Source organism: Pseudomonas kitaguniensis, from assembly GCF_049199985.1.
GTDB lineage: Bacteria > Pseudomonadota > Gammaproteobacteria > Pseudomonadales > Pseudomonadaceae > Aquipseudomonas > Aquipseudomonas kitaguniensis.
This window is the reverse complement of record NZ_JBLZPT010000003.1, coordinates 119,717-134,708: the sequence shown is the minus strand read 5'-3', so window position 1 is coordinate 134,708 and position 14,992 is coordinate 119,717. Positions and strand designations below refer to the sequence as shown.

General features: G+C 60.1%; 13 protein-coding genes. 2 read left to right on the top strand and 11 right to left on the bottom strand.

Annotation, left to right across the window (positions count from 1 at the left end):
* Nucleotides 1-21 precede the first annotated feature (21 nt).
* From plsX to ACOZK9_RS06030, 3 genes are read right to left on the bottom strand one after another with little or no spacing between them, the layout of a single operon-like run.
* Nucleotides 22-1,032, bottom strand: coding sequence for a phosphate acyltransferase PlsX (gene plsX / locus ACOZK9_RS06040; protein ID WP_099236189.1), 1,011 nt, complete (start codon nt 1,030-1,032; stop codon nt 22-24).
* Nucleotides 1,033-1,036: 4 nt separating this feature from the next.
* Nucleotides 1,037-1,219, bottom strand: coding sequence for a 50S ribosomal protein L32 (rpmF, locus tag ACOZK9_RS06035; protein ID WP_008152339.1), 183 nt, complete (start codon nt 1,217-1,219; stop codon nt 1,037-1,039).
* A gap of 13 nt (nt 1,220-1,232) precedes the next feature.
* Entirely contained in the window at nt 1,233-1,763 is a 531-nt protein-coding gene (locus ACOZK9_RS06030; RefSeq protein ID WP_015885435.1) for a YceD family protein, read from the bottom strand.
* Between the two features lie 105 nt (nt 1,764-1,868).
* Here ACOZK9_RS06030 and ACOZK9_RS06025 point away from each other — a divergent pair, with 105 nt between their 5' ends.
* Nucleotides 1,869-2,447: a Maf family protein gene (locus ACOZK9_RS06025; RefSeq protein ID WP_421555447.1), complete on the top strand. Its 579-nt coding sequence runs from the start codon at nt 1,869-1,871 to the stop codon at nt 2,445-2,447.
* 331 nt (nt 2,448-2,778) lie between these two features.
* Here the strand turns inward: ACOZK9_RS06025 and ACOZK9_RS06020 are convergent, their stop codons facing one another.
* Genes ACOZK9_RS06020 through rluC form a run of 3 tightly spaced genes read right to left on the bottom strand, consistent with a single transcriptional unit; the run spans nt 2,779 to nt 5,392 of the window.
* The gene (locus ACOZK9_RS06020; RefSeq protein ID WP_058414083.1) at nt 2,779-3,762 is read right to left on the bottom strand and encodes a S49 family peptidase; all 984 of its coding nucleotides are present in this window, start codon (nt 3,760-3,762) and stop codon (nt 2,779-2,781) included.
* A gap of 21 nt (nt 3,763-3,783) precedes the next feature.
* Entirely contained in the window at nt 3,784-4,446 is a 663-nt protein-coding gene (locus ACOZK9_RS06015) for an HAD-IA family hydrolase (RefSeq protein WP_421555446.1), read from the bottom strand.
* Complete coding sequence (rluC, locus tag ACOZK9_RS06010) at nt 4,433-5,392, bottom strand: 23S rRNA pseudouridine(955/2504/2580) synthase RluC (RefSeq protein WP_058414085.1); 960 nt, start codon at nt 5,390-5,392, stop codon at nt 4,433-4,435. Before rluC ends, ACOZK9_RS06015 begins: the two co-directional genes overlap by 14 nt.
* A 759-nt stretch (nt 5,393-6,151) precedes the next feature.
* On the opposite strand from rluC, the gene rne reads away from it, so the two are divergent.
* Nucleotides 6,152-9,382 (top strand): ribonuclease E, encoded by a 3,231-nt coding sequence (rne, locus tag ACOZK9_RS06005; protein ID WP_421555445.1) that lies wholly within the window; start codon nt 6,152-6,154, stop codon nt 9,380-9,382.
* Between the two features lie 64 nt (nt 9,383-9,446).
* Here rne and ACOZK9_RS06000 read toward each other — a convergent pair whose 3' ends face one another.
* The 5 genes from ACOZK9_RS06000 to ACOZK9_RS05980 all read right to left on the bottom strand — a co-directional run bounded on the left by ACOZK9_RS06000 (nt 9,447) and on the right by ACOZK9_RS05980 (nt 14,982).
* Nucleotides 9,447-10,031 (bottom strand): nucleotidyltransferase family protein, encoded by a 585-nt coding sequence (locus ACOZK9_RS06000; protein ID WP_122251033.1) that lies wholly within the window; start codon nt 10,029-10,031, stop codon nt 9,447-9,449.
* Complete coding sequence (locus ACOZK9_RS05995) at nt 10,028-11,014, bottom strand: XdhC family protein (protein ID WP_058414088.1); 987 nt, start codon at nt 11,012-11,014, stop codon at nt 10,028-10,030. The genes ACOZK9_RS06000 and ACOZK9_RS05995 overlap by 4 nt, the downstream gene beginning before the upstream one ends.
* 209 nt (nt 11,015-11,223) lie before the next feature.
* Nucleotides 11,224-12,555 (bottom strand): dicarboxylate/amino acid:cation symporter, encoded by a 1,332-nt coding sequence (locus tag ACOZK9_RS05990; RefSeq protein WP_058414089.1) that lies wholly within the window; start codon nt 12,553-12,555, stop codon nt 11,224-11,226.
* A 406-nt stretch (nt 12,556-12,961) separates the two neighbouring features.
* The gene (locus ACOZK9_RS05985) at nt 12,962-14,308 is read right to left on the bottom strand and encodes an ATP-binding protein (RefSeq protein ID WP_058414090.1); all 1,347 of its coding nucleotides are present in this window, start codon (nt 14,306-14,308) and stop codon (nt 12,962-12,964) included.
* Nucleotides 14,305-14,982 carry a response regulator transcription factor gene (locus ACOZK9_RS05980; RefSeq protein ID WP_003214228.1) on the bottom strand — a complete coding sequence of 226 codons (678 nt, stop codon included), beginning with the start codon at nt 14,980-14,982 and terminating at the stop codon, nt 14,305-14,307. Before ACOZK9_RS05980 ends, ACOZK9_RS05985 begins: the two co-directional genes overlap by 4 nt.
* Between the last annotated feature and the right edge of the window lie 10 nt (nt 14,983-14,992).

The window sequence follows — 14,992 nt, the reverse complement described above, 5'->3', positions numbered from 1 at the left end:
AGCATTCCCGGGCCAATTCGCCTAAGGCAACAGATCCTCTAGACGGCCGTGCAGGCGTTGCGGCAGGTTTTCCTGGATCTCGATCAACGCCCGCGCTATAGCACTTTGAAAGCCTTGCACGCCCGCCGAGCCATGGCTTTTCACCACGATGCCCTGCAGCCCTAAAAAGCTCGCACCATTGTGCCGCGCCGGTGCCAAGTCAGCCTGCAAGCGGCGCATCAATGGCAGCGCCAAAGCGCCCACCATACGTGACGCCAGGTTCTGCTTGAACAACGCCTCGATACGCGTGGCGATCATGGTTGCCAGGCCTTCGCTGGACTTGAGCAGGATATTACCAACAAACCCGTCGCACACCACCACATCCGCCTCGCCACGGTACAGGCCGTCACCCTCGACGAAGCCGATGTAGTTCAAACCCCGCGCGCCCTGTAACAGGCTGGCGGCTCGCTTGACCTGCTGGTTACCCTTGATGTCTTCAGTGCCGATATTCAGCAACGCGACCCGCGGCCGCGCCACACCGAGCGCCTCAGCGGCCACCGAGCCCATTAGCGCAAACTGGAACAGGTGCTCGGCAGTGCAATCGACGTTTGCGCCCAGGTCGAGCAGCTGGCAATAGCCCTTCTGCGTCGGAATGGCCGCCACCATCGCCGGCCGGTCAATACCCGGCAGCGTCTTGAGGACGTGCCGCGACAATGCCATCAAGGCACCGGTATTGCCGGCACTGACACAGGCTTGCACCTTGCCGTCTCGCAATAACTCCAGGGCCACGCGCATCGAAGAGTCGGGTTTACCACGCAGGGCCGTCGCCGGCTTTTCATCCATGCTGATGGTTTCGCTGGCGGGCGTAATCGTCAGGCGCGCGCGATCCACCGCCGGATGGCTGGCAATCAGTTCTTCAATCAGGGAGGGTTGACCAACGAGGGTCAGGTGCAGCGAGGGCGTTGCAGACAGGCTGGCAATGCAAGCCTGAACAATGCTGCGGGGACCGAAGTCCCCGCCCATTGCGTCAATCGCGATGACTTGAGCAGACAAGTGATTACTCGTCAGCGCCCTTGTCGATCACTTTACGGCCACGGTATACGCCTTCTGGCGATACGTGGTGACGCAGGTGAATTTCACCGGTGGTTTTTTCTACAGACAAAGTGCTTGCCGTCAGGGCGTCGTGCGAACGACGCATGTCACGGGCAGAGCGGGATTTTTTGTTCTGCTGAACAGCCATAATTGATTAACTCCTAAACGTTTGGGTCACGCTTTAACTGCGCCAATACACTGAACGGGTTGGACCGCGTTACCTCGTCCTCGCTCGGTTCGGACTCATCATCGAGCCCCTCCGGCTGCTGGCATTCTTCCGGATGATGAGCAGGCACAATGGGCAAGGCGAGCAAAAGCTCCTCCTCGATCAGTGCATGCAGATCCAAAGGATCTTCGCCCAGTTCCAGCACGTCATAACCTTTCGGCAACGACTGGGTATTCGCACCCTCCTTCACCACAGCATAACTGCACTCGCTGTGAATCGGCAGGGTGACCAGCTCAAGACAACGCTGGCAAACCATTTTGACTTCGGTGTCGATAAAACTGTGAATTACCACAGATTTACGTTCATCTCGTTCAAAAACGAATTTAGCCTGCACCGTACCGACAGTGTCGGAAAGCGGGTCGCAGAGTCTCTCCAAATCGGCCAGCAGCAATTCACCTTGAAGGGAAGTGCCACGATCAGCCAATTTGCGCGGGTCAACGTGAGGTGGAATCGGGTCATTCAACATAGGCGCAGCATTATAGGGATGCACCCAGCCATGTCAAAGGAAATTCAGCCCTGTGCGTCAGCGGGTCACGCCGCTAGAATTCGCAACCGCCCTGAGGAGACGCCCATGCTGCCTTTATTACTCGCATCCAGCTCGGTTTATCGCCGGGAATTACTCAGCCGGCTGCATCTACCGTTCATCTGCAGCTCGCCGGACATCGACGAAAGCCATCGTGAAAATGAGTCTGCCATCGAGCTGGTCAAGCGCCTCGCCGAAGAAAAAGCCCGCGCCCTTGCAGCGAGCTACCCAGGGCATCTGATTATCGGCTCGGATCAGGTAGCGGCGCTCGACGGCCGGATCATCGGCAAACCCCACACCTTCGAAAACGCCCGTGAGCAGTTGCTGACGGCCAGCGGCAAGCGGGTGAGCTTCCTCACCGGCCTGGCGCTGTTCAATAGCCAGACCGGGCACTGCCAAGTCGATTGCGTGCCCTTCACCGTACAGATGCGCGTGCTGGACGCTGAGCGTGTCGAGCGCTACCTGCGTATTGAGCAACCGTATGACTGCGCGGGCAGCTTCAAGGCAGAGGGGTTGGGTGTGAGCCTGTTCCAAAGCACCGAAGGCGCAGATGCCACCAGCCTTATCGGCTTGCCGCTGATTCGCCTGATAGACATGTTGCTGACCGAAGGCGTGCAAATTCCTTAAATACACTGCAAAACCAATGTGGGAGGGGGCTTGCTCCCGATAGCGGTATATCAGCCAGCTTAGCTGTCACTGACCCACCGCCATCGGGAGCAAGCCCCCTCCCACATGTTGAGCTATGCCAGCCTCGGAAACTCAGCGCAATTTCGGCTTTTGGAATGGCGGAAGGCGAGCAACCCCCTTAAAAATACACTGCAAAACCAATGTGGGAGGGGGCTTGCTCCCGATAGCGGTATATCAGCCAGTTTATCTGCCACTGACCCACCGCCATCGGGAGCAAGCCCCCTCCCACATGCTCAGCTTCCACATGTTGAGCTATGACAGCCTTGATAGATCAGCGCAAGGTCGGGCCCTGGAAGCCCATGTACATGGCCAACTTCTCGGCCACGCTGGCGCCGAGCTTCTTCGAGAAGCGATCAAACGGCGACTCCTCAACGGTGAAGTCGACCAGCTCTTTCTCGCCGATCACGTCGCGCGCCACCGAACTGGCACTGCCAAGACCGTCGATCAAGCCCAGCGGCAACGCCTGCTCGCCCGACCACACCAGCCCGGAGAACAGCTCCGGGTGGTCCTTATCCTTCAGACGATCGCCACGGCCCTGCTTTACGCTGGCAATGAACTGACGATGGGTCGTGTCCAGCACGCCCTGCCAGAACTGGGTTTCATCGGCCTTTTGCGGCTGGAACGGGTCAAGGAACGACTTGTGTTCACCGGAGGTGTAAGTGCGGCGCTCCACACCCAGCTTCTCCATGGCGCCGACAAACCCGTAACCGGCCGCGGTCACACCAATCGAGCCCACCAGGCTGGCCTTGTCGGCATAGATCTGATCAGCCGCGCTGGCGATGTAATAGGCACCCGAGGCGCCCAGGTCGGCGATCACCGCGTAGAGCTTGGTATCCGGGTGCAACGCGCGCAGGCGGCGAATTTCGTCGTACACATAACCCGACTGCACAGGGCTGCCGCCAGGGCTGTTGATACGCAGAATCACGCCTTTGACCTTGGGGTCTTCAAACGCAGCACGCAGGCTGGTGACGATGTTGTCGGCGCTGGCGGATTCCTTGTCGGCAATCACCCCGCGCACTTCGATCAAGGCCGTGTAGTTGTTGCCACGGGTAGCACTTTTTTCCATGTCCATCAGTGGGCTGAACAACGCCAGCATGCCGAGCAGGTACACGAACGTCAGCAACTTGAAGAAAATCCCCCACCGCCGCGAACGGCGCTGCTCCTGCACGCTGGCCAAGAGCGTCTTCTCCAGCAGCTTCCAGCTTTTATCATCGCCACGGTCGGCCGTTTCAGGCGCTTTCCACTCATCACTCATGCCATTAACCCCAGCAAAGACTTATTGGGCCTGGTTGAGCCAGGCCTGCAGTTCGGAAAAATGATCAATCGTCAGCCGGGGCTCGTATTGCTGCAAGGCCTCGGCAGCCTGGGCACCGTAGCTGACCGCCACACTGTGCATACCGGCGTTGCGCGCCATCATCAGGTCGAAGGACGCGTCACCCACCATCAGCGCCTCGCTCGGCGCTACGCCACAGTGCGCCATGATCTGCTCAAGCATCAGAGGATGAGGCTTGCTGGCGGCTTCATCCGCCGCGCGGGTGATGTCGAAATAATCTTCAAAGCCATGGGCCTTGAGTACCCGGTCAAGCCCGCGACGGGCCTTGCCGGTGGCCACAGCCAAGTAATAACCGTCGGCGCGAAACGCCTCCAGAGATTGCCTTACGCCGTCAAACAGCGGCGAAGGCTCAGCTTCCAGCGCGATGTAGTGATCGGCGTAATGCTGACGAAACGCTATCAGCGCTGGCTCGTCGATTGCCGGGTACAAGGTGCGGATCGCCTCGGGCAAACCCAAGCCGATGATGCCCTTGACCGCCAGGTCGCTGCACAACGCAAAGCCGGAACGGGTCGAGGCCATGTGCATCGACTCGACGATCCGACCAATGGAGTTTGCCAGCGTACCGTCCCAATCAAAAATCAGCAGCTTGTATTCACGGTGCGACACTCAAACGCTCCACGGTCTTGGCCCACATATCATCGACCGGGGCCTGCAGCTTCAGCTCACCGCCGTCGGGCAGCGGCACCGTCAGCATGTAAGCGTGCAAAAACAGGCGCTTGCCGCCGAGGTCGCGAATCTCTTTGGAGAAATCCTCGTCGCCGTACTTGGTGTCGCCTGCAATGCAGTGGCCTGCGTGCAGGGTGTGTACGCGAATCTGGTGAGTACGCCCGGTAACCGGCTTGGCCTCAACCATCGTGGCGAAGTCGCCAAAGCGGCGCAGCACTTTGAACAGGGTCAGGGCTTCTTTGCCCTCCTCGTCCACTTCGACCATACGCTCGCCGGAGCGCAGGTTGCTCTTTTGCAACGGCGCGCGAACGCTCTTGATCGAACTTGCCCAATTGCCACGCACCAGCGCCATGTAGCGCTTGTCGACACCATCGCCACGCAGCGCGGTGTGCAGGTGGCGCAACATGCTGCGTTTTTTGGCAATCATCAACAGGCCGGACGTGTCACGGTCCAGGCGATGCACCAGCTCCAGCTCTTTGGCATCCGGGCGCAACTGACGGAAGGCTTCAATCACCCCGAACGTCAGGCCGCTGCCGCCGTGAACCGCAATGCCGCAGGGCTTGTTGATCACGATCAGTTTGTTGTCTTCGAACACAATCGACGCCTCAAGGCGCTGCAACAAGCCTTGGGCGAGTGGCACCGGCTCGTCACGTTCAGGCACGCGAACCGGCGGCACACGGACGATATCGCCCGCCTGCAGCTTGTACTCGGGCTTGATGCGCCCCTTGTTCACGCGCACTTCGCCTTTACGCAAAATGCGGTAAATCAAGGTCTTGGGCACGCCTTTGAGCCTGGCCAATAGAAAATTATCGATGCGTTGGCCGGCATATTCCGGCGAGACCTCAAGCAGCTGGACGCTGGGGGTCTGGGGGGCGGTAGTCGTCATGGCGGCGATGATAACAATTTTTTATGGAATTGAAGCACTTAATCATTGCTGCTATAGTCGCGAACGCCGTCAAAAGCGGCCTGGACAGAGGACTTGCGGCAAAACGCCGGCCCTGACCATCGCAATTCATCAGGACGCGAGGCCGTCCTACGGGGCTTTCGCCACCTTGGGAGGCTCGGGATTGTAACGAGCGCAGGTGACATGAGGCCTGAAGCGAGTGCAAAAAGCAGAGTAAATACTCGCCTTTTGCGCCGATATTTACGGCCAGTTCACAAAGTGCAGTCAGTCTTGAGCCAGACCATGGCGAATGCTTCGGAAACAACGCCTGTTAAGAGCTGAGTGCGAGCGCAGTCGCCCACATTCAGTCTTGTTTAGCCATGAGCGTGAACTCCCCATTGGAGAACACGGTAAATGCCAACCCGCTGCGGATTCTGCGCGCGGCAGCACCCGAATTATCAGGGATACGTGTAGGGTGGAGATGCACAACCGTCGGACTGTGTAGCACTAGGCTTATATTTAGACGCTTCATCTCGTCCACAGTCGCCGGTTGATTCCTCCTCCTGACCTTAGCTTTTGTTGAAGTGGTGCCTTTGTCACCACCGCTAACAAGCAGGACGCGTCCGTCGCGATACCGGCCCCTATTGGCGGGTTTTGCTGGACACTGGAGTGGCCAACCACTCTTGACGCACCTGACACCGACCGTGAGAAGTCGTGTGTGCCGAACGCCGTTTCCGGCAGCCCGGAAACCGACGGTACAACATGAAAAGAATGCTGATTAACGCAACCCAACCCGAAGAGTTGCGTGTTGCACTGGTAGATGGCCAACGCCTCTACGACCTGGACATTGAATCCGGTGCACGCGAGCAAAAGAAGGCCAATATCTATAAAGGCCGTATTACTCGCATCGAACCAAGCCTTGAGGCTGCCTTTGTCGATTTCGGCTCCGAGCGCCACGGCTTCCTGCCCCTCAAAGAAATCTCGCGCGAATACTTCAAGAAAGCCCCTGAAGGCCGCGTGAACATCAAGGACGTCCTGACTGAAGGCCAGGAAGTTATCGTTCAGGTCGAAAAAGAAGAACGTGGCAACAAGGGCGCTGCCCTGACCACCTTCATCAGCCTGGCTGGTCGCTACCTGGTGCTGATGCCGAACAACCCGCGTGCAGGCGGTATTTCCCGTCGCATCGAAGGCGAAGAGCGCAACGAACTGCGTGAAGCGCTGAACGGTTTGATCGCACCGGCCGACATGGGCCTGATCGTGCGCACTGCAGGCCTTGGCCGCAGCAGCGAAGAAATGCAGTGGGACCTCGACTACCTGCTGCAACTGTGGACCGCTATTAAAGAAGCGTCCCTGGACCGTTCCGCGCCATTCCTGATCTACCAGGAAAGCAACGTGATCATCCGCGCCATCCGCGATTACCTGCGCCAGGACATCGGCGAAGTGTTGATCGACAGCGTTGAAGCGCAGGACGAAGCCCTGACCTTTATCCGCCAGGTGATGCCGCAGTACGCCAGCAAGATCAAGCTGTACGAAGACAGCGTTCCGCTGTTCAACCGTTTCCAGATCGAAAGCCAGATCGAGACCGCCTTCCAGCGCGTGGTCGAACTGCCTTCCGGCGGCTCCATTGTTATCGACCCGACCGAAGCCCTGGTGTCCATCGACATCAACTCGGCGCGCGCCACCAAAGGCAGCGACATCGAAGAAACCGCCCTGCAGACCAACCTGGAAGCGGCTGAAGAAATCGCCCGCCAGCTGCGCCTGCGCGACATCGGCGGCCTGATCGTGATCGACTTCATCGACATGACCCCGGCCAAGAACCAGCGCGCCGTGGAAGAAAAAGTCCGCGAATGCCTCGAAGCCGACCGTGCCCGCGTACAAGTCGGGCGCATCTCGCGCTTCGGCCTGCTGGAAATGTCGCGTCAGCGCCTGCGTCCATCCTTGGGCGAGAGCAGCGGCATCGTCTGCCCGCGTTGCAACGGCACCGGCATCATCCGTGACGTTGAATCGCTGTCCCTGGCGATCCTGCGCCTGATCGAAGAAGAAGCGCTGAAAGACCGCACCGCCGAAGTCCGCGCGCAAGTGCCGATCCCGGTTGCAGCTTTCCTGCTCAACGAAAAACGCAACTCGATCACCAAGATCGAACTGCGCACGCGTGCCCGCATCGTCATTCTGCCGAACGATCACCTCGAAACGCCGCACTTCGAAGTGCAGCGCCTGCGTGATGACAGCCCGGAAGCGCACACTAACCAGTCCAGCTACGAAATCGCGGCTGCCGCTGCCGAAGTCGAAGAAGTTCAGCCAGCCGCCGCGACCCGCACCCTGGTTCGCCAGGAAGCAGCCGTGAAGACTGCCCCGGCTCGCGCCAATGCACCTGTGCCTGCTGAAGTAGCAGCGCCGGTTGCCGCACCGGCCGCCCTGCCTGAGCCAAGCCTGTTCAAAGGCCTGGTGAAGTCGCTGGTCAGCCTGTTCGCCACCAAAGAGGAGCCTGTTGCTCCGGTTGTGGTCGAAAAACCGGCATCCGAGCGCCCAGCGCGCAACGAGGAGCGTCGCAACGGTCGCCAGCAAAGCCGTAACCGCAACGGCCGCCGTGACGAAGAGCGCAAGCCTCGCGAAGAACGTGCACCGCGTGAAGAACGCGCGCCACGTGAAGAACGTGCACCGCGCGAAGCCCGTGAAGAAACGCCGGTTGTAGCGCGTGAAGAACGTGCACCGCGTGAAGAGCGCGCTCCCCGCACCCCACGTGCCCCACGTGAAGATCGCAAGCCGCGTGGCGAGCGTGAAGAACGTGTACGTGAGCTGCGCGAGCCGCTGGACGCCGCACCGGCCGTCGCTGCCGAAGCCACCACCACCGAAGAACGCCCGGCTCGCCAGCCGCGCGAAGAACGCGCCCCACGTGAAGAACGCCAACCGCGTGCACCGCGTGAAGAGCGTCAACCACGCGCAGAGCAAGCTGCTGCCACCAGCGACGAAGAAGAAGTACTGACTGGCGAAGAGCAACTGCAGGATGACGGCCAGGACAACGCCGAAGGCGATCGTCCACGCCGCCGCTCCCGTGGCCAGCGTCGTCGCAGCAACCGTCGTGAGCGTCAGCGTGATGCCAATGGCAATGTGATCGAAGGCTCGGAAGAGTCCGGCGAGCACACAGAAGCCGAACCGACTGGCGCCGAACTGGCTGCTGGCCTGGCCGTTACTGCTGCCGTTGCCAGCTCGGTGATCAGTGCACCCGCTGAAGCCCAAGCTCACGAGCAAGCTGAACGTGCTACTGCGTCTGTTGAAGAAACGGCTGCGGTAGAAGCGCCAGTCGCGCAAACGCCAGTGGTTGAAGCGCCTGTGCTTGAAGCCCCAGCGGTTGAAGCACCTGCGTTTGAAGCCCCAGTGTTTGAAGCAGCGGCTGTTGAAGCCCCCGTTGTTGAAGCGACTACCCCGATCGAAGCCCCAGCGGCTCCGGAAGTGGAAGTTGCACCGGTTCGCGATGCCCAACCCGAAGTGGAAGTGGTAGCTGTTGAGCCTGCACCGGTGGTTGAACCTCAGCCAGTGGTTGAAGCGCCGGTTGTCGAAGAAGCAGCCCCGGCAGTGCGTGAAGTTCGCGAAGAACAGACCGCCTTCCAATGGACTGCCGAGCCAACCGCTCCGGTTGAAGCACCAGCCCCTGCCCCAGTGGCAGAGGAAGCGCCTGCACCGGTTGCCGAAGTGATTGAAGCCGCTCCGGCTGTGGTTGCCGAGCCAGCGCCAGTGGTCGAGGCGCCGGTGGTTGCTGAAGTCGCCGCGCCAGTGGTTGAAGCCGCGCCTGCCAGTGCCCTGACCGAAAACGGTCGTGCGCCGAATGACCCACGTGAAGTGCGTCGCCGTCGCAAGGAAGCTGAAGCAGCCGCTGCTGCCGCTGCTTCTGCACCGGCTGCTGCCGAAGTGATCGAGGCGCCAGCCCCGGTTGCTGAAACAACGGCTGAGCATAAGGCTGAGGAAGCAGAGCACGAGCCTAAACCGCTCGTCTGATTCCAGACGCTACTAAAAAGCCCCGCCTGAGTGATCAGGCGGGGCTTTTTTATAGCCGGACGTTTCAGATTGGCGCGAAATCCAATAAGTGCGGCACATCCACATCCCAAAGCACGCCGGGATCTTCCACCCGCACTTCATGCACCGTCGTCTGCGCAAACAACGGCCTGGCCCCACGATCTCCCGTCAACGCCATTAACGCTGGCCCGAACGCACGACCAAACGCAACCGGGTGCCCATAGTGGCCAGCGTGCACCGGCACGTTGATGCCTTCCAGGTTCACCAACACTCGCTCAATGCTCGCCGGCAAAATAAACGGCATGTCCCCCAGCACCACCAGCCAGCCATCACTTGAGCCACTGGCCGCAACGGCGGCCGCAATGCTGTCGCCCATGCCATGCGATTGCAGCAGCAACACTTCGCAGCCGTAAGCCTGTGCCAAGCGAATCACTTCATGCCGGTGCGGTGAGGTAACCACCCAGCGCTTTACGACCTGCGCCGGCAGGTTCAACAACACCTGCTCGATGACCGGCCGCGTGACGCCATCGCGCCCTACACAATCGGCCAGCAGCTTGTCTGCATCCGCTCCCGCCTCAGCCCTGAAACGACTGCCCTGCCCTGCCGCCAGCACAATTGCGGTGACGCTCATTGCGCCAGCACCGGCTGCGGTTTTTTCTGCGTGGGTGCCACGCCATTCTTGATCGCGACGATTTCGGCCATCAGCGACAGCGCAATTTCCGCTGGGGTGTGGCTGCCGATGTGCAAACCGATCGGGCCATGCAAACGTGCAATCGCCTCGGCCGATAAACCCAGCTCGGCGAGGTTCTCCCGGCGCTTTTGGCTATTGACCCGCGAGCCGAGGGCGCCGATGTAGAACGCCGTGGAGTTCAGCGCCGTCAGCAGCGCCATATCGTCGAGTCGCGGGTCATGGGTGAGGCAGACAATGGCCGTGCGCTCGTCGGTCTGGATATTCAACACCGCCTCATCCGGCATGCCCGGCACGAAGCGGCCGTGCTGCTCTTCCCAGCCATAGACGAACTCTTCACGCGGGTCACAGATCAGCACTTCGAAATCCAGCAACCGTGCCATTTCAGCCACGTAGCGTGATAACTGCCCGGCGCCGATCAACAACAGGCGCCAGCGCGGGCCGTAAATGGCGCGCAGGCGTTCGCCATCGAAAGTCACAACATCGGTCTTGCTCGCAACACTCAGGCTGACGTCACCGGTGCCCAAGTCCAATTCGCGCGCGACGATTTGATGCGCTTCACAACGCTGCAACAGCTCTTCGACCCAGCGCCAGTCGCCCACCCGCTCTTCTGTGAGGCGCAACGTGCCGCCGCAAGGCAGACCAAAACGCGCGGCCTCATCGCGGGTGACGCCGTAGGTCACCAGTTGCACAGGTGGCCCATCAGCAGGCAAGCGACCGTCCTGCAACCGCGCGATCAAGTCATCTTCGATGCAACCGCCCGACACCGAGCCGATCACCACCCCGTCGCCGCGCAAGGCCAGCATCGCACCCGGCGGGCGCGGCGCGCTGCCCCACGTCTGAACCACGCTGTACAACACCACTCGTTCTCCGGCGCGGCGCCATTCGAGCACGCTGCGCAGGACATTCAAATCCACACTGTCCATCAACACTCCTGCAGGCGATGCCGCGTCAATACGGCGGGCTAATCAGTCTTGGAACGAGCTAGCCGCTGTGAGTTTCATCTAATGGAAACGCTTGAAGACATGACTCAATGTAAATCAAAACGCTCAAAAGTGACCGACCAGAAACGCAAACGCCCCGAACAGGTCGGGGCGCTTGCAGCGTTTCAGGTGCTATTCACACCATCAGCGTATTACTTGCTGACAGGTGCAGGGCCTTCGGCCACGCCCAGGTCATCTTCTTCACGGGTATCGGAGATACCGCGACCACCGGAAGCCAGCTCTACCTGCAGCTTGTCTTCGTCCAGCTCCTTGACCCACTTGGCCACAACCAGGGTAGCAACAGCGTTACCCACCAGGTTGGTCAGCGCGCGGGCTTCGGACATAAAGCGGTCGATACCCAGGATCAGCGCCAGGCCGGCAACCGGCAGGTGGCCAACAGCCGACAGGGTCGCAGCCAGCACGATGAAGCCACTACCGGTCACGCCCGCCGCGCCTTTGGAGGACAGCAGCAACACCAGCAACAGGGTGATCTGGTGGGTGATGTCCATGTGCGTGTCAGTCGCTTGGGCGATGAACACGGCAGCCATGGTCAGGTAGATCGACGTACCGTCGAGGTTGAAGGAGTAGCCGGTCGGTATCACCAGGCCTACTACGGATTTCTTCGCGCCCAGACGCTCCATTTTGATCAGCATGCGTGGCAGTGCGGATTCGGACGAGGAAGTACCCAGTACGATCAACAATTCTTCACGGATGTAGCGGATCAGTTTCAACACGCTGAAACCGTGCGCGCGGCAGATGGCGCCCAGCACCACGACCACGAACAGCACGCAGGTGATGTAGAAGCAAATCATCAACTGGCCCAACTGCACCAACGAACCTACGCCGTAGGCGCCGATGGTGAACGCCATGGCGCCCAGGGCACCGATTGGCGCCAGTTTCATGATCATGTTGATGATGTTGAACATCACGTGTGCAAAACGATCGATGAAGTCCAGTACCGGCTTGCCGTAGGCACCCAGGCGGTGCAGGGCAAAACCGAAGATCACCGAGAACATCAGCACTTGCAGAATATCGCCGGTAGCGAATGCGCCCACGATGGTGTTCGGGATCACGTTAAGCAGGAAGCCAACAATGCTCTGGTCTGCACCGGCAGTCACATAGGCAGCGACTTTCGAAGCGTCCAGGGTCGCCACGTCGATGTGCATGCCGGCGCCCGGTTGCACAACGTTGACGACGATCAGGCCAATCAGTAGTGCGATGGTGGACACCACTTCGAAGTACAGCAGCGCGTAGCCGCCGGTTTTGCCAACCGACTTCATGCTTTGCATGCCGGCGATGCCGCTGACAACGGTGCAGAAGATGATCGGGGCAATGACCATTTTGATCAGTTTGATAAACCCGTCACCCAGTGGCTTGAGGGCCACGCCGGTTTGCGGGTAGAAGTGACCGAGCAAAATACCGATTACGATTGCGACGATCACCTGGAAATACAGGGATTTGTAGATTGGCTGACGAGTCGTCATTGCAAGTTTCCTCAATCGTCCCGTGTGGCAAATATCCGCCATTGCCCACGGCACTTGAATTGCGAACCCTCCTGCACTGGAGGGATTTGTTGTTTGCGAGACCTGTAGGATAGAGCCTGCGCTGTAATCTTTATCGCAAACGCCGTGCCACTTCACTGAAAATGGCTGAAGGCCTTTAGACATCAGGGCTAGAGGCTTCCAAGGCCGCTTGATCGCACATAACAAAGTGGCGGAATTCCGCCAGGCGAACCGATCGTGTCCAATAATTTGGCGGATATCCGCCTTAAAGAAGGCTCTGGGGCGCGGCTTACTATTTTATAGCGTATTCCCACAGGGTCTGCGCCGGTAGCTGACTTGTGGCAGTGGGGTTGTTGTGGCGAGCCCGCTCGCCACAAAAAGAATGCGGTCAGGCGGCGGGGAAGTGAATCTTGAACGCAGCGCCACCCAACGGCGAATCGCCGAGGGTCAACGTTGCGCCGTAGCTTTCGATGATGTCTTTGACCACCGCCAAACCAATCCCCTGCCCCGGATGCTGGCGGTCCAGTCGCTCGCCGCGTTGCAGAATCCGGGCGCGCTGGTCAGGCGGCACGCCAGGGCCGTCATCCTCGATATACAAATCCGTGCCTTCGAGGTCTTCCACCACGCTGATGCGCACTTCGCTCAAGCACAGGCGGTAGGCGTTTTCGAGCAAGTTGCCGAGCATTTCCAGCAAGGCGCCCTTCTCGATGGGCACATAACACTCCGGCGGCAGCTCGACGTTGATGGTCACGCGCTTGTCGCGGTAGACCTTGTCCAGCGTGTCGCACAGGCTTTGCAGCACGGGCTCCAGACGCACCTGGTGGCGCACCAGGCCGCTTTTGCGCAAGCTGGCGCGCTGCAACTGGTAACCGATCTGCTGGCTCATGCGTTCGATCTGCGACTGCAACACCCAGGCTTGGCTGCGCTCTTGCGGGCGCTGGGCCATGTCTTCGCTCACGCCCTGCAACACCGCCAGCGGAGTTTTCAGGCTGTGGGCCAAGTCGTCGAGGGAGTCTCGGTAGCGCGCGCGTTGCTCGCGCTCGCTGTGCAACAGGCGGTTGAGGGAACCGGTAAGCCGCAACAGTTCACGAGGGTGTTCTTCGGTAAGGCTTTCGCGGGTGCCGCCTTCGATTTGGTCAAGCTCCTGGCTCAAGCGTCGCAGGGCTTGCAGGCCCCAGGTCAAACCCAGCCACAACAGCGTCAACAACACGAGCAAGGCGGCGCCGAACCCCAGGTAGAGGTTTTCGCGCAGGCCTTCGAGGGTCGTCAGGTATTCGCGCACCGGTTGCAGGGCGACGATACTGAACGCCGCGCTCTTGCCGCCCAGCAGCTTGACCTCTACGTCATAGGCGAAGAACTCCTGGCCGCTGGCCTCGCGAATGCGTGCGAACTCGTTGCCGCGTCCGTCGTAGCGCGGTTTGTAGTTGATGTTCTCTTCGCGGGTCGCGCGCGAACGCCATACCAGATGGCCTTCACGGTCGTAGATGTAGCCGAGCAGCCGGCTATCGGCGAGGTTGAAGCGTTCGTCGGGCAACTGCGCCGGCATCACCAGGCGGTTGTTTTCAACCCGCGCGGCAGAAATCAGGGTGGTCACGTCTGACGCCAGGCGCTGCTCGATGGAATCCTGCAGCGCCAGGCTGAACGCACCTTGCATGGCGGGCAGCAAGCCCAGCATAAACAGCACGGCCAAGGTGGCAGCCGCGAGCATCAAGCGCACACGTAACGAGCGAATCAACGGCAGCGCTCATTGAACAGGTAACCCAAGCCGCGCACGGTGTCGATCGGCTTGAACCCGGCCGGGCCTTCCAGCTTGCGGCGCAGGCGACCGACCAGCACTTCAATGACGTTCGGGTCACGCTCGTCGTCATCGGGGTAGAGCTGCTCCATCAAGCGGTCCTTGGCGACCACCTGTTGATGGTGGCGCATTAAATACTCGAGAATTCGGTACTCGTAAGCGGTCAGCGCCAACGGCTGCTCATCCAGCGACGCTTGCTTGCGGTTGAGGTCCAGCAGCAACGGCCCGGCGACGATGGTCGACTGGGTGAAACCGCTGGAGCGGCGCAGCAGGGCGTTCATCCGCGCTTCCAGTTCTTCGAACTGGAATGGCTTGACCACGTAGTCGTCGGCACCGGCGGCCAGGCCTTCGACCTTGTCCTGCCAGTTGCCGCGCGCGGTAAGGATCAGAATCGGAAAGGTCTTGGCCTGGGCGCGCAGTTGCCGGATCAGGTCCAGGCCGCCCATGCCGGGCAAGCCCAAGTCGATGATGGCGAGGTCGTGGTTGAATTGCCCGGTCTGGTACAAGGCTTCCTCGGCATTGGCCACGGCTTCGACCACGTGCCCACTGTCGGTAAGGCGGGTCAACAGGTGATGACGCAACAGCGCCTCATCTTCCACCACCAGCAATTTCATAAGGCTCTCC